The organism is Thiorhodococcus mannitoliphagus, from assembly GCF_010915725.1.
Taxonomy (GTDB): domain Bacteria; phylum Pseudomonadota; class Gammaproteobacteria; order Chromatiales; family Chromatiaceae; genus Thiorhodococcus; species Thiorhodococcus mannitoliphagus.
This window is the reverse complement of sequence record NZ_JAAIJR010000043.1, coordinates 23,710-42,283: the sequence shown is the minus strand read 5'-3', so window position 1 is coordinate 42,283 and position 18,574 is coordinate 23,710. Positions and strand designations below refer to the sequence as shown.

13 protein-coding genes are annotated in these 18,574 nt (G+C 63.8%); 3 read left to right on the top strand and 10 right to left on the bottom strand.

Going from position 1 to position 18,574, the window contains the following annotated elements; all coding sequences use genetic code 11:
- Positions 1-158: 158 nt before the first annotated feature.
- The 6 genes from G3480_RS12175 to ilvB form a co-directional block, all read right to left on the bottom strand.
- The gene (locus G3480_RS12175; RefSeq protein ID WP_164654163.1) at positions 159-500 is read right to left on the bottom strand and encodes a TusE/DsrC/DsvC family sulfur relay protein; all 342 of its coding nucleotides are present in this window, start codon (positions 498-500) and stop codon (positions 159-161) included.
- A gap of 279 nt (positions 501-779) precedes the next feature.
- Entirely contained in the window at positions 780-2,954 is a 2,175-nt protein-coding gene (locus G3480_RS12170) for a malate synthase G (RefSeq protein ID WP_164654162.1), read from the bottom strand.
- Between the two features lie 722 nt (positions 2,955-3,676).
- Entirely contained in the window at positions 3,677-8,410 is a 4,734-nt protein-coding gene (locus G3480_RS12165; protein WP_164654161.1) for a PAS domain S-box protein, read from the bottom strand.
- Entirely contained in the window at positions 8,407-8,868 is a 462-nt protein-coding gene (locus tag G3480_RS12160) for a response regulator (protein WP_164654160.1), read from the bottom strand. Before G3480_RS12160 ends, G3480_RS12165 begins: the two co-directional genes overlap by 4 nt.
- A 10-nt stretch (positions 8,869-8,878) precedes the next feature.
- Positions 8,879-10,348: a sensor histidine kinase gene (locus tag G3480_RS12155; RefSeq protein ID WP_338114125.1), complete on the bottom strand. Its 1,470-nt coding sequence runs from the start codon at positions 10,346-10,348 to the stop codon at positions 8,879-8,881.
- 369 nt (positions 10,349-10,717) lie between these two features.
- The gene (ilvB, locus tag G3480_RS12150) at positions 10,718-12,451 is read right to left on the bottom strand and encodes a biosynthetic-type acetolactate synthase large subunit (RefSeq protein ID WP_164654159.1); all 1,734 of its coding nucleotides are present in this window, start codon (positions 12,449-12,451) and stop codon (positions 10,718-10,720) included.
- 69 nt (positions 12,452-12,520) lie between these two features.
- Here ilvB and G3480_RS12145 point away from each other — a divergent pair, with 69 nt between their 5' ends.
- Positions 12,521-13,096, top strand: a complete 576-nt coding sequence (locus G3480_RS12145; RefSeq protein ID WP_164654158.1) for a hypothetical protein — start codon at positions 12,521-12,523, stop codon at positions 13,094-13,096.
- A gap of 262 nt (positions 13,097-13,358) precedes the next feature.
- On the opposite strand, the gene dsrE2 is transcribed toward G3480_RS12145, so the two are convergent.
- From dsrE2 to G3480_RS12130, 3 genes are all read right to left on the bottom strand, one after another.
- A complete protein-coding gene (gene dsrE2 / locus G3480_RS12140) occupies positions 13,359-13,838 on the bottom strand; it encodes a sulfur carrier protein DsrE2 (protein WP_164654157.1) in 480 nt (159 codons plus the stop codon).
- An 86-nt stretch (positions 13,839-13,924) separates the two neighbouring features.
- The gene (locus tag G3480_RS12135) at positions 13,925-14,155 is read right to left on the bottom strand and encodes a sulfurtransferase TusA family protein (protein ID WP_164654156.1); all 231 of its coding nucleotides are present in this window, start codon (positions 14,153-14,155) and stop codon (positions 13,925-13,927) included.
- Between the two features lie 127 nt (positions 14,156-14,282).
- Positions 14,283-14,606 (bottom strand): rhd_2599 family sulfurtransferase, encoded by a 324-nt coding sequence (locus G3480_RS12130; protein ID WP_164654155.1) that lies wholly within the window; start codon positions 14,604-14,606, stop codon positions 14,283-14,285.
- 96 nt (positions 14,607-14,702) lie between these two features.
- Between G3480_RS12130 and cysG the strand changes: the two genes are divergently transcribed.
- The gene (cysG, locus tag G3480_RS12125) at positions 14,703-16,133 is read left to right on the top strand and encodes a siroheme synthase CysG (protein ID WP_164654154.1); all 1,431 of its coding nucleotides are present in this window, start codon (positions 14,703-14,705) and stop codon (positions 16,131-16,133) included.
- Between the two features lie 465 nt (positions 16,134-16,598).
- On the opposite strand, the gene G3480_RS12120 is transcribed toward cysG, so the two are convergent.
- Entirely contained in the window at positions 16,599-17,132 is a 534-nt protein-coding gene (locus G3480_RS12120) for an HD domain-containing protein (protein ID WP_164654153.1), read from the bottom strand.
- 151 nt (positions 17,133-17,283) lie between these two features.
- Between G3480_RS12120 and tal the strand changes: the two genes are divergently transcribed.
- Entirely contained in the window at positions 17,284-18,255 is a 972-nt protein-coding gene (gene tal, locus G3480_RS12115; protein WP_164654152.1) for a transaldolase, read from the top strand.
- Positions 18,256-18,574: the final 319 nt, after the last annotated feature.

The window sequence follows — 18,574 nt, the reverse complement described above, 5'->3', positions numbered from 1 at the left end:
CCCCCGCGCGTTGCCTACTCGGCCCCCCAATACTCTTCGGCCCCCCCCGGGGGGGGGGGGGGGGCGCCCCCCCCCCGCGGGGGGGGCCGGCGGGGGGGGGGCCGCCGCTCCCACAGGGAAGAAAAACCGCCCGGAGCGGGCGGTCTGATTCGGCGCACTCAGCAGGAGTGACAGTAGTAACGCGGCAGGCCCGCAAGCCGGCACGCCTGCTTACAGCCGCCATCGGGGAAGAGCGATTCCAAATGCTTGCGCGTGCAGGGCACGTGCTCGGAGAGTTCGGCGCCAATCGACTTGACGATGACCTTGGGCGACGGCGGCATCTCATGGGTCGCGTAATAGTCGCGCAAGAAATGGATGACCTTCCAGTGGCAATCGGAGAGATCGAGCCCCTCCTCTTCGGCCATAGCTAGGGCGATCTCCGGGGCCCAGGCGTCGAAGTCCGCAAGCAGTCCATGATTGTTGATCTGCAGGTCTCGACCTGCAATCTGAGTGGTCGACATGATAATCCTCCCCCACCTCTCGGTGGATCGGGTCGGTTTGGTGGTTTGCGCCTGTCCGCTGGCATTGCTTCCTGTTATTTCGCTCGGCGCGTCGCGCGCCAGCTGCATGGATTGACAATTCTCAATCACGCCGGTTCAAGCATGACCGGAAATCACAGGGATGCAAGGGGTCTCGAGAGGCGATCGCCATCGCCAAGCGCAGCGGCGCCCGACGACGGCAAGGCCTGGAGGAGGGTGTTGGCAGACTGAGGGGCTTGGCAGACTGAGGGGCTTGGCAGACTAGTGCGTAGCCTTGAAGCGCTTGCGCATCGCGTGGAGCGTCGGCTCCGTGTAGCCGTTCGGCACCTCGCGGCCCTTAAAGATGAGGTCGCAGGCCGCTTGGAAGGCCACCCCATCGTAGCCGGGGGACATGGCACGGTAGAGCGGATCACCAGCATTCTGCTCGTCGACGACCTGGGCCATGCGGTGCAGGGTCTCCATCACCTGCTCCTGCGAGACGATGCCATGGTGGAGCCAGTTGGCGACATGCTGACTGGAGATGCGCAGGGTGGCGCGGTCCTCCATGAGGCCCAGGTTGGTGATGTCGGGCACTTTGGAGCAACCGACACCCTGGTCGATCCAGCGGACCACGTAGCCAAGGATGCCCTGGCAGTTGTTATCGAGTTCTTCCTGGATCTCTTCCGGCGTCCAGGCGCAATCCGGATCGAGTGGGATCTGCAGCAGGTCGTCCAGGCTCGCCCGAGGCTCCGCCTTGGCAAGCTCGGCCTGGACCTCGCTCACCTTGACCTGGTGATAGTGCATGGCATGCAGCGTCGCGGCGGTGGGCGACGGCACCCAGGCGCAATTGGCGCCAGCCTTGGGGTGCGCTGACTTGGTCGCGAGCATGGCCGCCATCTCGTCCGGCATGGTCCACATCCCCTTGCCGATCTGGGCGTAGCCGCGCAGACCGCAGGCCAACCCCGTGTCCACGTTCCAGTCCTCGTAGGCGAGCAGCCAAGGGGCCTTCTTCATGTCGCCCTTGCGCAGCACGGCGCCGGCCTCCATGCAGCTGTGGATTTCGTCACCCGTGCGATCGAGGAATCCGGTGTTGATGAAGATGACACGCTCGCGCGCCACCCGGATGCACTCCTTGAGGTTGAGCGTGGTGCGGCGCTCCTCGTCCATGATGCCAATCTTGAGCGTATTGCGCGCGAGCCCCAGGGCGTCCTCGATCCGCCCGAAGAGATCCACCGCAAACTGGACCTCATCCGGGCCGTGCATCTTGGGCTTGACGATGTAGACGCTGCCGGAGCGCGAGTTGCGCCTGAGGCCGTACTGAGGATGGATGTCGTGCAAGGCACAGAGCACCGTCACCATGCCGTCGAGCATCCCCTCCGGCACCTCCTTGCCATCCCCGTCGAGCACGGCATCCGTCGTCATCAGATGACCGACGTTGCGCACCAGCATGAGCGAGCGTCCGGGCAGCGTAAGCGAACCGACGCCGATGCGGCTGTAACTGCGGTCCTCGGCGAGCTGGCGCTCCATCATGCGACCGCCCTTGCTGAAGGTCGCGGTCAGCTCGCCGGTCATAAGGCCGAGCCAGTTGCGGTAGACAGCCACCTTGTCGTCCGTATCCACGGCGGCGACCGAATCCTCGCAGTCCTGGATGCTAGTGACGGCGGACTCCAAGAGGACGTCGGCGATGCCGGCGGCGCTCTGCTTGCCGACGGGGTGCTCGCGATCGATCACCAGCTCGATGTGCAGCCCATTGTTGTCGAGCAAGACGGCGCTGATCTGATCGGCGTTGCCACGGTAGCCGACGAATTGCCCGGTATCCTTGAGCATGGTCTCGCTGTTATCCGGCAGCAGGACGACCAGCTTGCCGCTCTCGAGCTTGTAGCCGCAGGCGTCCCCGTGCGAGCCGCGATTGAGCGGCACCACCTCGTCCAGAAACGCGGCGGCCCGCGCGACCACGGCAGCGGCCCGCGCCGGATTCAGCTCGCTGCCGCGCTCCAGCCCCTCCTCTTCGGGAATGGCGTCGGTGCCGTAGAGAGCGTCGTAGAGGCTGCCCCAACGCGCATTGGCCGCATTGAGCGCATAGCGGGCATTGCTCACCGGCACCACCAGCTGTGGTCCCGCGGTCTCAGCGATCTCTGGATCCACGTTGGCCGTGCTGACGGAGAAGGCAGGCCCCTCGGGCACCAGATAGCCGATCTCTGTGAGGAAGCTGCGATAGGCCCCGATATCCAGCGGCTGTCCGCGATGTGCGCGATGCCAGTCGTCGATCTGGCGCTGGAGCAAGTCGCGCTTGGCCAGCAGCTCGCGGTTGCGCGGCCCCAGCTCGCGGACGATCTCGCCAAAGGCGACCCAAATAGCATCTGGATCGAACTCGAGACCCGGCAGGATCTCTTGCTCCACCAGGTCGTACAGCGGCTTGGCGACCTTGAGGCCGCCAACATCCAGATAATCAGTCATGGTCTCGACCTCCGTTCCCCCCGGAGACCGAGGGTCCCGCAAAGGCTTATTAGTAGGATGGGTCTAGCAAAGACTGGATAGAATCAGGCCGTGCTTTCGCAGGTGCAACAGCAAATGGATTGATTTGCCTAAGCCTCAGGATTGTAATGACGGATGATTCAAAAGGCTACCTGAGACAATCGGCCAGGCGCGACCACAATTCATGGCTGGCACGGCCAGGCCTCCTAAGAGGCTGTCTGGAAATCATGGTAGAGGCCCCTAGGAGCCTGTCCGACTTGGGGGGATCGAAGCGAGGAAGTGGGAGAGCGAGGCCATTTCGTTCCGGTTTTGAGGCGCATAGTGGTTCTATGTAACGAAAAAGCGGGGCGAAAGGGACCGTTCTCCCGATTCCGCAGCCGATTCATCCTAAGTCGGACAGGCTCCTAAGATCCTTGAGGGCGCAAAATGCTCGCAGATGAGTCAAATTTGGATGAAGCGTCCGACCATCCAAGGCCGTCGGAATCGGGATCGGGATCGGGATCGGGATCGGGATCGGGATCGAACCGACGATAGCGATTCCGATCCCGATAGCGATCCCAATGGCATGACTCGTGGGTCTGAGGCGAAGCCTCCCTAGGAGTTTCCAGACAGCTTCTAACACCGGCCCAACCCAGAGCCACTGGGCCGGCGCGTATCACTCATGGTCGCACCAACATCGTCCTGGCGCGCCCCTTCTGAACCACTCAGGCCCCTCTGCCCTGCGCCATCAAGTCATTGAGAGTCCGCAGCGCGGCCGGATAATCGAATTGCTCGATCTGCAGCCCAAGCCGCCGAGCCTCCTCGCCAAAGGCCTGGATCAGCAGCTCCCGATCGCGATCGTAGACGGCATTGGCTTGCGTGTCGTCCATCTCCAGGAATACCCTGAGCTGATCGACGCACTCGGACAGCAAGCCCCCAGTTGCAGCCGACTCGGCCGCCGAGCAGGCCCCGGACAGATGCCCCTGCATCCAAGCCGACTCGCGGATCTCGCGCAGAGCCTGATCGACGGCGTCGGCCAAATGGCGCGCCGACCGCGATGCCTCCGTCCGCCGCTCACGCGCATCCGATTCCGCGCGCGCCGCCAGCAGCGACAACCCCTCGGCGAACAGGGTGCCCGCCGTTCCCTTCCAGCGGTGCGCGATGAAGGCAACCTGCTCCAGATCGTCGCTCTCGAACGCCCGCCTGAGACAAGCCGATTGATCCGCGCTGGATGACAGGATGGACTCCAGCAGCCTGGGCAAAAAGGCTGGGTTGCCTGCGTAACGTACTTGCAGCGCAGGCCAATCGATCCAGGAGTCGACAGCCTCCGCCGCTGCGACTGGGGCATCCTCGAGCGAGCTTGGCCGCCTCGGCTCGAGCGCCGCGGCCGAGCGCCGCTCAGCGCCCACTGCGTGCGCGCCCCGGGCAACATGGCGCAGAATGGTCTGGACGAGGGTATCCAGCTCGATCGGCTTGGCAACGTGGTCGACCATCCCGACCGCCAAACAGTGCTCGCGCTCGGACTGCAGCGCATGTGCCGTGAGACCGACAATCGGCAGCTCAGGCGCCAGCTCACGGATTCGGCCGGTCGCCTCCAGACCGTCCATCACGGGCATCTGGATATCCATCAGCACGAGATCGAAGGCGCCAGCGCGATCCTGACGCACCCGCTCGACCGCCTCCAAGCCATTCTCCACCTGCACAAGCCAGCAGCCCTCGCCATTGAGCAGCTCTTCCAGGACCAGTCGATTCGCGGGATTGTCCTCGGCGACGAGGATGACGAGACCGCGCAGACGCGCACCGCCAGCCGCCAGCCCAGGAGCACGCGGAATGATCCGGTGCGGCCCGATCCGACCACACGGCGCTTTGAGCGGAATACGCAGCTCGAAACGCGTCCCCTGTCCCGGCTGGCTCCTGACGCGAATCCCGCCGCCCATCATCTCGACGAGCCGCTTGCTGATCGCCAGCCCCAGTCCAGTTCCACCGAATCGCCGGGTGATAGACCCATCGGCCTGCTCGAAGGGATGGTAGAGATTATTGACCTGCTCCGGCGTCATCCCGATGCCGGTGTCCTCGACGCAAAAACGCAGATCATCGCCCTCGCGCAGGACCGACAGCGTGACTTCGCCCCGCTCGGTGAACTTGATGGCGTTCGAAAGCAGGTTGCCGAGCACCTGCGCCAGCCTGAGATCGTCGCCACGGAAGGACGCGGGCAGCTCGTCGCCTTCTTCCAGGCTGAACTTCAGCCCCTTGTCCTCGAGCCGCGTGGCGATCATGTCCGTCGCGCGCTCGATCAGGGCGCGCAGATCCACCATACCCTCGGCGATGATCAGCTTGCCGGCATCGATCTTGGAGAAATCCAGGATGTCGTTGACGATCCCCAGCAGCAGCTGGCCGGAGTCGAGGATACGTTTGAAGTAGTCTCTGGCCTTGCCGCCCGCCTCGCTGTGCCGCTCGCCGACCTGCGCGAAGCCGAGCACGGCGTTCAATGGGGTGCGTATCTCATGGCTCATGTTGGCGAGGAACTCGCTCTTCAGCCTTGCCAGACGCTCCGCCTCCGCGAGCGCGGCCTCGCGCGCAGCTTCCGTCTGCTTCTGCACCGAGATGTCGATAAAGCTGATCACCGAGCCGATGATCTCGCCCTCCTTGTACATCGGGTGGGATGAATAGGTCACCGGGAAGGAGCGACCGTTCGCGCGCCAGAAAACGTCCTCGACCTGACGGATGACCCTGTGACCGGTCGAAGCCGCATGCAGGGGGCACTGGGATTTCTCCAAGGACGTGCCGTCGGCATGACTGTGGTGGATCAGCTCATGCACACAGCGACCCAAGACATCCTCGGGCTTGAAGCCCAGCATGGCGCAGGCCGCCGGATTGATGAAGGTGGCGCGTCCTTCGATGTCTTCGCCGAAGAGCCCATCCGCGCTGGACTCCAGAATAAGACGGCTGCGCTCCTCCGCCAATCTCAGCTCGGCGGTGCGGGTCTCGACCAGTTCCTCGAGGTTGTGGCGATAGTGCTCCAGCTCCTGCTCGACGCGCTTCTTCTCGGTGATATCCTCCTTGACGGCCACATAGTGCGTCACCTGACCATCCGACTGGCGCACCGGCGAGATCACGGCCTGCTCGACGTACTCGCCCCCGTCCTTGCGCTTGTTGAGGAACTCGCCGCGCCAGACCTCGCCCCGCGCCAGGGTGTCCCAAAGCCCTCGGTGGACCTCAGGGGGCGTCTTGCCTGAGCTGAGGATGCGCGGATTCTCGCCAACGGCCTCTTCGGCGCTGTACCCCGAGGCCTGGGCGAAGGCGGGATTGACGTACTGGATCCGCCCCTCGATATCGGTGATAACAATGCTGGCGGGCGTCTGCTCCACGGCCAGGGAAAGCTGCATCAGACGCGCCTCGGAGCGCTTGCGCGCCGAGATATCGATATGCGTCCCCGCCATGCGCAGCGGCCGCCCGTCGGCATCCCGCTCGACCACGCGCCCCCGGTCCAGCACCCAGACGAAATGTCCGTCCTTATGCGTTAGGCGCGTCTCGGCCTCGTAGACAGCCAGCTTACCTGCAAAGTGCCGCTCCAGCGCACGTTGCGCCACGGCGAAATCGTCGGGCTGGCAAAGGCCTTCCCAGGTGCCGATCGTGATCGGCTCCAGCTCGCTCGGCTCATAGCCGAGCATCCGCGCCCAGCGCGCATTCACCTGGACCTCTCCAGTCGGCACACGCCAGTCCCACATGCCCACCTCGGCGGCGTCCAATGCCAGCGCTAGACGCTCGCGACTCTCCTCGAGCGCCATCTCAAGCTCGATGCGCTCGCTGATATCGTCGTAGACGGACACCAGCCCGCCATCCGGCAAGCGATACACGAAGCCCTCGCGCCAGCCGGAGCGCAGCGGATCCTCATAGTAGGCTGGAGGCAAGCGCTCCGGAACACCCGTCTGCCACACCCGCCTCAGCACATCCATGAGGCCAAGCGCCTCGGCGCCCGGAAAGACCTGGCTCAGTCTGCGCCCCCGAATCTCCGCGAGTCGCGTACCCTCGATGCGCTCCATCGCCAGGTTCCCGTCCTGAATCAAGAAGTCCTGCCCGTCATCTTGGGCCGCAAAGATACAGACACCATTACGCATGTTCTTGACGAGCGTGTGGTAGCGCACCTCGCTCTCGCGCAGCTCCTGCTCCGCGCGGCGTTGCCGCACGATGCGCCAAATCTCGTTGGCGATCAGCTGCAGGGTCTCGACATCCCTGTCGCTGTAGGGCATGACCTTGTTGCCAACACCCACCATCATGCGCACCAGGTCGCCTTCGATCACCGGCAAGCTAATGAGCCGATCCAGTCGCGAATGCCCCTCGGGAAGCCCCTTCCTGCAGGGGGCGGCGGCATAGTCGTTGAAGACAACAGGGGCGCGCTGACGCACGGCATCGGCCCAGATCCCCGCCTGACTGACGGGATAATGACGGTCGAATACCGCTTGGCAGTACTTCTCGAGCGTCTGCCCGGACCAGGTCACCAGCTCGATCTCCTCCTGGTCTTGGTGCACGAGGTGAATGAAGGCGATGGCACTCTCGGTCAGTTCCTCGGCCAGCTCCAAACCGAACTGCATCAGCTCGACTTCGGTCATCCGCTCCGCCGCGCGTGGCAGCTCCAGCAGGGCAGTCGCGCGGCGGGTTTGCAGGCGCAGCGCCGCTTCGTCACGCTTGCGCGCAGTGATGTCGCGGTCGATGCCTCGGTAGCCCTGAAAACTGCCGTCGCGCGCGAAGAGCGGCGTCCCGGAGGTTTCCAAGACCACCCTGCGTCCATCCTTGTGCAGACAGATATTCTCGAGCATGGCAAAGGGCTGGTGCTCTGCGGCAACCACAACAAGGGCCTGCTCGGCGCGCCCCGGCACATCGGGCGCCATGAAATCGAAAGGCGTGCGTCCCAAGAGTTCCGCCGGACTGTAGCCCAAGAGCTGCTGACACACGGGGCTGACGTAGGTGTAACGCATCTCGGCGTCGACTTCCCAGATCCAGTCCAGCGTGCTCTCGACCAGGGCGCGATAGCGCGTCTCGCTCTCCCGCAGCGCGGCTTGAGTCGCTTGCAGCTCCTCCTGCTGACAGCAGGCCGTCAGCGCGCGGGTGATCGCCGTCGGAAGTCGCGTGAGGCGGTCCTTGAGGATGTAGTCATTGGCCCCTGCGCGCAACAGCTCAACGGCGGCCTCTTCGCCGAGCGCACCCGTGACGAAAATGAAGGGCAGCAGGGGCTGCCGCCCATGCGCCAAATCCAGCGCCTGGCGACCGTCGAACTGCGGGAGCTGATAGTCCGCGAGCACGATGTCCGGCGCGAAGGCATCCAGCTCCGCGAGGAAGGGATCGCGCGCCTGCACCCGACGCGACACAAAGTTCAATCCAGCCTTGCGCAGGGCGCGCTCGGTCAGCTCGGCATCGACCGCACTGTCTTCCAGGAGCAGGATGCGCAGCGGCTCGCTCATGGCTCCTGCCGGATCTCGGGCGGAACCCGATTGACGAGCACCCAGTACATGCCGAGGCTGGCGACGGTGCGCGCGAACTCATCGAAGGCGACGGGCTTGGCGACGAAACTGTTGACACCAAGCTGATAGGTCATCACCAGGTCTTGCTCCTCACGCGAGGAGGTCAGGACCACGACCGGCAGTTCGCGGGTCGTCGGATCGCCCCGGATGGCGGTCAGCACCTCGATGCCATCGACCTTGGGCAGACGCAGGTCGAGCAGCACGACGCGCGGCAGCTGTTGAGGCCGATCGGCATAGCTGCCGCGATGGAAGAGAAAATCGAGCGCCGCGGCACCGTCCTTGACCCACTCCAGATGGTTGGCGAGATTGTTCTTGCGCAAAGCGCGAATCGCCAGCTCCGCGTCGTTGGGGTTGTCCTCGACCAGGAGGATGTCAACCATCGAATCCTGACTGAGCATACTGCTGCTCCTATGAGTGATCGGCTGAGATGGTCGGTAGGGTAAAGCTGAAGGCGGCACCCTCACCGACCGCCCCCCTGGCCTCGACATGCCCCTGATGCTTCTCGACGAAGCGCTTGACGATGGCAAGACCAACACCAGCCCCCTCGAACTCGTCGGCGCCGTGCAAGCGCAAGAAGAGCCCGAAGAGCTTGTTGCTGTAGGCCGGGTCGAAACCGGCACCGTTGTCCTTGACACTGTAGCGCACCGCGCCGGGTAGCCGCTCCACGCTGACCTCGATGACCGCCGGATCACGGTCTCTGGTGAACTTGACGGCGTTGGCCAGGAGATTTTGCCAGACTTGGCGAATCGCCCGGGGGTCGCAACGCTGGGCTCCCAGCTGCCCACAGGCGAAATGAACCGGGCGACCAGACCACTCATCGGAAAGCGAGGCCCAGACCTCCTCGACGAGATCTGTCATATCGATCTCCAGCTGATCGAGATCCAGGCGACCGGCACGCGACAGGGCCAGGATGTCGTCGATCAACCGCTCCATCCGCTTGGCATTGTCGCTCACCACGGCAAAGAGCCTGCGACCCTCGTCATCCAGCGAGACCGCGTAATCCTCCTGCAAGATGCCGATGAAGCCGTCGATCGCCCGCAGGGGCGCGCGCAAGTCGTGCGAGACGGAATAACTGAAGTTCTCCAGATCCTTCACCGCTTCCTCGAGTTCGCGCGCCCGCCGCTCGCGTGCCTGCTCGGCCTCCGCCAGCCGCTGCAACATGCGATTGAAGTCGCTGGCGAGCTGGGCGAACTCGTCCTCGCCCGCGAGCACCAGACCCTCGGGCGCACCGCCGCCGCCGACCTTTTGGGTCTTAAGGCTGAGCGCCTGAATCGCGGTTGCGACGCGCTTGAGCATAGGATGGGTCAAGAGGAGCACGACGACGGCGGAGCCGCCGAACAGCCCGAACTCAGTGACCCACAGCTGATCGCTGTAGGCGTCCGCGGACGCATAGCTCAAGCTGTGCAGGTGCTGCACGAAGGGCTGCAGCTCGCCGATCGACTGGAAGAGGCGTCGCGCAACATCATGACCTTGGGGACGATCAAGCCGCCGGAGCGCAGGCACGGAGAGGCCGTCGAGGTTCATGAAATGGATGCGTGTCACGATCAACCGCCGCTCCATTTCATTCAGGAGTTCGACCAGGCTGGGCGAGCTGGCAGAGACCTTGAGCGTCAGCATCTGGCCATCGAGTTGCTCGAGCAGCCGATAGCCCCTGCGTCGGCCCGAGTTGACACGGCTCTCGACGAAGCGGCGGCTGACTTGCTCGAGCTGGCGCAGCTCCGTGAGCATCTGCTCGGCCAGCTGGGCGCGTTCGTGAAATCTATCGAGTCGGTCCTGACCACGATAGAAGGTCAAACTGAAGACAACCGCCATGACGAGCGGCAAGAGTCCGATCAGCTTGAGCTTGGCCTTGATGCCCATGGCAGTCACTGGAAACACTGCGGATGCGCCAACCTCAAAGGAGCTGCCAGCGCCCAACCGCCAGACCCCAACCAGAGGAGAGATCAGCCAATGACATCCGGGGCCGACCGACCCGAGGCATAACCGAGTTTCTCGTGCAATCGGCCCAGCAAGCGCCCAGCAGCATCGCGATCTTCGACCTAGGCGCTCCAAGTGCTCACGCCAAGGTTGCCAAGATGATCGTCGTCCGCCGGCCAACTCAGGCGCCAGGGAAGCGCGAGGCGTCGACTGTCCTCAAACTAGGATTATCGGCCAGACTGGGGGAAACAGAAGGGCAATGGGTCACGTTGGCCGGTGACCGGTGGCTGGTGACCGGTGGCTAGTGACCACCGACCACCGCGCCAGCTCTCAAGACTCGATCATCTGATCCAGGCCCTGGCCAGGGCGCACCATGGGAATGACGTTCTCGGCCTTGTCGATCCAAACATCGACCAGCATCGGCCCAGGCTCTGCCAGTGCGGCGGCAATGCCCTCCCGCAACGCCTCGGGGTCCTTGATACGCATCGTATTGAGACGCGGATAGACATACTTGAGGCCGGTCAGATTGGGGATCTGGCGCCTGCAGGTCTGATCGATCTGGGTGCACTCGGGATCACAGTCGACCGTGCGGGCCATGCAGGTCTCGTAGTGATGCCCCTCGTCCATCATGTCTTCCCATTGGCGCACCATGCCGAGGAAACTGTTGTTGAGCACGAACATCTTGAGCGGCACGCGATTGGCGACGAGGGTGCCCAGCTCCTGGATGTTCATCTGGAAGCTGCCGTCGCCGTCGACCAGCACGACGGGCCATTCCGGATCCCCGTACCAGGCACCGATGGCCGCGGGCAGACCGAATCCCATGGTGCCGAGCCCGCCCGAGCTGACCCACTGACGCGGACGGCGGAAACGGTAGTATTGCGCGGCCCACATCTGGTGCTGGCCGACGCCGGTCACCAGAGTCGCCTCCCCCTTGGTCAGCTCGGAGATGATCTCGATCACCGCTTGGGGCTTGATGTACTCCGACTCCCCGTAGGCCTTGGGCATGAGCGTGCGCCAGTCCTGGATTTGCGCGACCCACTCAGCGTGCCGCCCCGAGCGCCCCGAGGCCAAGGCATGGGCGAAGAACTCGTCCAATCCGGCGACCAGATAGAAGTCCGTATGAATCGTCTTGTCGATCTCGGACGGGTCGATATCGACATGGGCGATCCCTTTCCCCTCAGCAAAGCCACGCACCGCGACACGGTCGTCGAAACGCCCACCGAGCGAAAGGATGAAATCGGCATCACGCAGCGCATAATTCGCCGGGATGGTGCCGTGCATGCCGGGCATGCCGAGGTTGAGCGGCAGCTCGAAGGGCAAGGAGCCAAGGGCGTTGAAGGTTGTGGTCACGGGGACCTGGAAGCGCTCGGCAAAGCGCTGCAGCGCCAAGGAGGCATTGGCATGGATAACGCCGCCGCCGGCCTTGACGACCGGGCGCTGCGCGCTGCTGAGCGCCTCCAGGATGGCATCTGCCTTAGCGGAATCGAAAGGCAGGGGCTCGCGGTGGCGCGCGCGCGCGAGGCGGCTCTCCTCGAGGCTCGCGAGCTGAACATCCTTACAAATGTCCACCACCACGGGACCAGGTCGACCCTGCGTGGCCAGGGTATAGGCTTCGCGCAGAACCCATTCCAGGTCGCGCACATCCTTGACTAGGTAGTTGTGCTTGGAGATGGGACGCGTCATGCCAACGGTATCGACCTCCTGGAAGGCATCGGTGCCGATGGCGCCGCTCGGCACCTGCCCCGTAATGAAGAGCGTCGGCAGCGAGTCCTTGTAGGCATCCGCAATGGGTGTCGCCAGGTTGGTGGCACCTGGGCCCGAGGTCGCCAGTGCGACACCGATCCGACCACTGGCGCGTGCATAGCCCTCCGCGGCATGACCCGCACCGCCCTCCTGCCGACAGAGGATGAACTTCGGCACCTTGTCCCCGCGTCGCAAACGCCGGTTGATCTCCACATGGATGGGGATGACGGCACCCCCGGTGTGACCAAAAACGGTTTCGATACCAAGGTCATTCAGCACATCGAGCAAGACGGCTGCGCCAGTTCGGGTCGGATCTGTCATGACATTTGTGATTGATTTAACGCGAGTGAAAGGTCGAACCTAGGATCATAACGCGAACAGGAGATTCTTATGAAAGCAGTCGATTCTATTGCCCCGCGCGCCGCACGGGATCTTGGCCGAGCACCCGTTTGGCTGGTCGGACTTGCCGTGGCGGCTGGGGCACTCTACGTCGCAACGCACGGAGCCCTGAACACAGGGGCGGAGCAGGCCGCGGACGTGAGCGCACGCCTCAAGCCCATTGGTCAGGTCGCACTGGCGCCCGCCACGCCCTCCCAGAAAGCGGCCGACCCGGCGGCGGAGACGCAAACCCAAAACACGAAAGCGGCGAGCGAGTCCACCACATCCGAGACTCAGCCAGTGTCGGAACCGCATCCGAGCGACAGCGCCAAGACGGCGCTCACGACGACCCAGCCCCAAGCACCAGCGGCAGAGATGGCTTCGAACGCCGAGGGCAGTGAGCCGGCGCCTGGAGCGGTATCCGCGCCGCCGGCCGAAACCGAGCAACCCCTGGCGCCGGTACAAGGGCCTCGCTATTGGTATCCGCAGCCTGCTTATCAGCAAGCCTACCCGGCCCAGCCCCATCCCTACGGTCGAGCCTACCCGTCCTACCCCGCCCAGCCGGCAGCCCCGAGCTACTGGAGATAGGCCCAGACCTCAGAGACAGCGACCGAGCGCGCGTGCGCCGATTCCAATCGGCCGCTGTCGCCGCCGCTCGCTTTGGTGGGAGCGGCGCCCCGCCGCGACGCGTTCGCAGAGGGCCGCAGCGTCTCTTCTATGCTCAGGGGTGCCGGAATCACGGCATGAGCGGTAGACATCAGAGCGAAGGAGAGACTCCCAGCCGACCATCAGCAGAAATGCAAACGCCGCCCATTGGGCGGCGTTTGCTGCACGACGCTCTCTCGCAGCCTCAGATGTAGAGACAGATGTCGCTTTCCCCGGCGAACTCGAAGAATGCCGCAGCGCCGGCATATTCGACGTCGTCGATGAACTCCGATGTCTCCATGTCGAAGAGGTCGACCGTCATCTGACAGGCGATCAGCTTGACCTCGGCTTCCTGGCAGAGTTCGCGCAGCTCTTCGACGCTGGCGACGCCCTTGCTCTGCATCTTCTTCTTCATCATCGAGGTCATCATGCCCTGCATCCCGGGCAGCGTCATGCCCAGAACGGGGAACCACTTGTCCATCCCCATCGGCATCGGCATGCCCGGATTACCCAGCGGAGTCACCTCGAGAGCCAGCTTCTTCTTCAGCAGCTGGAGACCATAAAAGGTGAAGAAGATCTGCGTCTCATAACCCAGCGCCGCAGCGGTGGATGCCAGAATGAACGGCGGATAGGCCCAGTCCAGTGAGCCCTTCGTGGCGATGATCGCCAGCTTTATCTGCTCCATCAAGTCCTCCTCGCGCGCCACGCGGGCCCGCACTTATTTTGGATTGTGTTGAACGGCTAACTCAGTCAGCCGAGGACTCTGAGCGATCAGGACTTCTTGATCAGGAAGTGGAATTTGCCGCCGTCTTCCTTGGACTCCATGAGCTCGTTACCCGTCTGCTTGGCGAAGGCATCGAAGTCCTTAACCGAGCCAGGATCCGTCGCGACGATGTGCAGGATCTGGCCGCTGGCCATGGCGTTGAGGGTCTTTTTAGCGCGCAAGATGGGAAGGGGACAGTTGAGGCCGCTTGCGTCCAGCTCTTGATCGAAATCTGCCATGGAATACCTCCAGCTCAGGTTCGTTTTAGAATATCAGTAATCACGGGAATTCGCGGTTATAGGCGAATCCCCTGAAAAAGGCAAGGCGGCTCGACCAGCCGCCCTGCCAAGCGAAACGCCTGATAAATCAGGCGCTGGGCATTTCGATCGGGTAGCCATGCCGTGCCCATGCGATGATCCCGCCACGCAGGTTGAGGACGCGGTCGTAGCCCTGCTGCATCATGTAGGCACAGGCCTGATAGGAGCGGGCGCCGCTGCGACAATAGAGCACGACATCCCGATCCTTGGGCAGCTCGCTCATCCGCACTGGGATCAGATGCATGGGCAGTTGCAAGGCATCCGGTATCACGCCCTGGGCCATCTCGGCCGGCGTCCGGATGTCCACCAGCAAAACGCCCTCACCCTCCTTGAGCCGATCGCTCAAAGACTCCGAATCGATCTCGTTGACCACGCGCTCGTCCTACCCTAAAACAAAGTATTTAAGTATATTAAGGACTTTTGAATGCCAGCTCAATGACAACGCTGGCCCAGGGGTGTTAAGAGCGCCATGCAACTCCTCCCAGTCTTTCTCGATATGCAGGGCAGATCCTGCCTCGTGGTCGGCGGCGGCGGCACAGCCGCACGCAAGGTCGGCAATCTCGTGCGCGCGGGCGCGGCGGTACGGGTGGTCTCGCCCGAGATCTGCGACGCGCTCGATCGGCGCGCCAAATCAGGTGACCTCGAGCACCTGGCCCGCCCCTTCGAGCCGGGCGACGTCGCGGGCAATGCCCTCATCATCGCCGCCACCGACGACCGCGCGGTCAATCGCGAGGTCGCACGACTGGCCAATGAGCACCAGATTCCGGTCAACGTGGTGGACGATCCGGACGCCTGCACCTTCATCCTGCCGTCCATCGTCGACCGCGCGCCGGTGACGGTTGCGGTATCGACCGGCAGGGCATCCCCCGTCCTCGCGCGCCTGCTGCGCACCAAGCTGGAATCCTTGATTCCCGCCGGCTACGGTCGTCTCGCGGAACTCAGCGGCAAGTATCGCGATCGCGTCAAGGCGCGCTTCACCGATCAGCGCGACCGGCGGCGGTTCTGGGACCGCGTGCTCGAAGGCGCGGTCGCTGAGCGGATCTTCGCCGGGCAGTTCGAGGAGGCCGAGGCCATCATCGAACAAGAACTGGCGCCGGACGCACTCGAACACGACATGGGCGAGGTCTACCTGGTCGGCGCCGGCCCCGGCGACCCGGATCTGCTCACATTCCGGGCGCTGCGTCTGATACAGCAAGCCGATGTTGTGGTCTACGACCGCCTGGTGGCCGACGCCATCCTGCAGATGGCACGGCGCGATGCCAAGCGCATCTATGTCGGCAAGCAGCGCAATCATCACGCCATGCGCCAGGAAGAGATCAACCGTCTGCTCGCCGATCTCGCCAAGGACGGTCATCGGGTGCTGCGCCTCAAGGGCGGCGACCCCTTCATCTTCGGGCGCGGCGGCGAGGAGATCGACACCCTGGCCGCAGAAGGCGTGCCCTTCCAGGTCATTCCGGGCATCACGGCCGCATCAGGCTGCGCGGCCTACGCGGGCATCCCCTTGACCCATCGCGACTACGCGCAGTCCGTCGTCTTCGTGACCGGTCACCTCAAGGACGGCAGCATCAACCTGAACTGGCCCGCCCTCGCGCAGCCGAATCAGACCGTCGTCTTCTACATGGGCCTGGTAGGGCTGCCCATCATCGTCGAGCAGCTGATGGCGCACGGCGTCTCGGCGGACATGCCGATCGCACTGGTGCAGCAAGGAACGACCCATCTGCAGCGCGTCTACACCGGCACCTTGTCGACCATCAACGAGCTGGTGTCCGCGGATCCGCCCCAGCCACCAACGCTCGTGATCGTCGGCGCGGTCGTCGAGCTGAGGGACAAGCTCAACTGGTTCCGCCCGCCCGATGAGCCAGTCCTGGGCGCCACCACGCCCATCGTGCCGACCGCCTAGCGAGGCTTCGCCTCAGACCGACGAGTCATGCCATCGGGATCGCTATCGGAATCGGTATCGCTATCGTCGGTCCGATGCCGATACCGATACCGATACCGACGCCTTGGATGATCGGACGCTTCATCGAAATGTGACTCATCTGCAAGCATTTTGCGCCCTCAAGGATTCTAGGCCCGCACGGCATCCGCGATCCGCACCCGGAAATCAGCTTTCCGAGTCGCGGATCGGTCAAATGCCGACCCAGCGCTTGGTCTGGGCCTTAGAAAGTGACCATCAACGACTTCCCCCCTTTCGCCAAGGGGGGGGCCGGGGGGGATTTCGGACGGGATCGCTCGCATCGGGAAACAATTGATGAGCGCTTTCTTAGAAAGTGACCATCAACAACTTCCCCCCTTTCGCAAAGGGGGGCCAGGGGGGATTTCGGACGGGATCGCTCACATCGAGAAAGAATTGATGGGCGCTTTCTTAGGGCCGGCGGGCGTAGGCGCTGTCGAACAAAGCCTCCAAGGCCGGATGGGTGCCGCGCACCTGGTCGATGACCTCCGCCGCCCAGTCGAAGTAGGCCCGGCGCCGCTCCAGATCCCAGTCATAGGGCGGACTCTCGGCCATGTCACGCAAGTTGCAGATCTTGTCCGCCAGCTTCACCAGGCGCGCGCCTTCGCTGGCACCCCCGGCACGCAGGACTTGCTGGCGCTTGCGCTCCGCCTTGGGAAGCGACTTGTCGTCGGTCACCTCCATCACGAGCGCCCGAATCTCCGGCCCGAAACACGCCGCCAACTCCTCGGGAGTGGTCTCGGTGTCCTCAACCGTGTCATGCAGGAGTGCTCCGGCCAGGACCAGCGGGTCCATGACCCCAGCCTCCAGCGACAAGACGCGCATGAGCGCAATGGGGTGATTGATGTAAGGGGACGCCTCGCGGTCCTTGCGCCGCTGATCCCGGTGCTTGAGAGCCGCGAAGCCGAGCGCCTCGGCCACCAGCTCGAAACCAACTCGATTCATGGTTACCCCATCATTGTCGTGACATGAAAATCTGTCGTGGCGTGATGAAAGTTGAGGACGGGTCGTTGTTAACCCCGTCGAAACCGTCATCTTCCTAAGCTAAGGTCGGCGGACAATCCGTTTGTCGACGCCAATCCGGAGGTGCCCAAGCATGACCAAGCTGGACCAGCTCAAGCGCATGACGACCGTGGTCGCGGACACGGGCGATTTCCAAGCCATCGCGGACTACCAGCCACAGGATGCCACGACCAATCCGTCCCTGATCTATAAGGCGGCGCAGATGCCGCAGTACCGGGAACTCGTCGAGGATGCCGTGCTCTTCGGCAAGGAGCAAGGTGGATCCGACAGCCTGGCTCAAGCGCGCTGGACCATGGACAAGCTGGCGATCAATTTCGGCTCGGAGATCCTCAAGATCGTCCCCGGCCGGGTCTCCACCGAGATCGACGCTCGACTCTCCTTCGATAGCGCCGCGACACTGCAGCGTGCCGAGGGCCTGGTCAAGCTCTACGAAGACGCCGGTATCGACCCCCGCAGCCGGGTCCTGTTCAAGATCGCATCGACCTGGGAGGGGATTCGCGCCGCCGAGGCCCTGGAGCGCCAGGGCATCCACTGCAATCTCACCCTCTTGTTCAGCTTCCCGCAGGCCGTCGCGGCGGCGGACGCTGGCGCCACCCTGATCTCGCCCTTCGTCGGCCGTATCCTGGACTGGTACAAAAACGCCGATAGCATCGCCGGTTATCCGGCCGACGAGGACCCGGGCGTGCAGTCCGTCACCCGAATCTTCAACTACTATAAGCGCCATGGCTATGACACCGTGGTCATGGGCGCGAGCTTCCGCAATCTCGAGGAGATCCTAGAGCTGGCGGGATGCGACTATCTGACCATTTCACCCAGCCTGCTCGGCGAACTCGCATCCACGGAGGGCGATGTGCCGCGCAAGCTCGACCCCGAGAAGGCGCTGAGCATGGACATCGCCAAGTTCAGCTTCGACGAGCCGAGCTTCCGCTGGGCGATCAACGAGGAAGCCATGGCCACCGAGAAGCTGGCAGAGGGAATCCGGCTCTTCGCCGCGGATACCCGCAAGCTGGAGCAGTTCGCCCACGAGGTCTGCCAGAACTGTTAGCAGCCTCCTGCGCGCTGGACGACAGCGCGCAGGGCCTTGGCAAGAGCACCGCGCCCCATCCGGCAGAGCTTGGTGACAGGCATCAGAATTGGTCGCACGGCAAGACCCTTGCAGCCCCGCTGCCGGATTGGATCGAGCCGGCAGCGAAGCACCCTGGCCAGAGCATCTTCTCTGCGCCCGGACCTGCCCGCTTCGGCGTCTCGGCGCCGCTGCCGTCGCGCTCAGGGGTGCGGGCTCTCGCCCAGCTGCCCAAGAGGCGCCGCTCGAGGAGCCCCATCAGCGCGCACCCCAAGCACCCCTTCGACCTCACCCCAAGCAC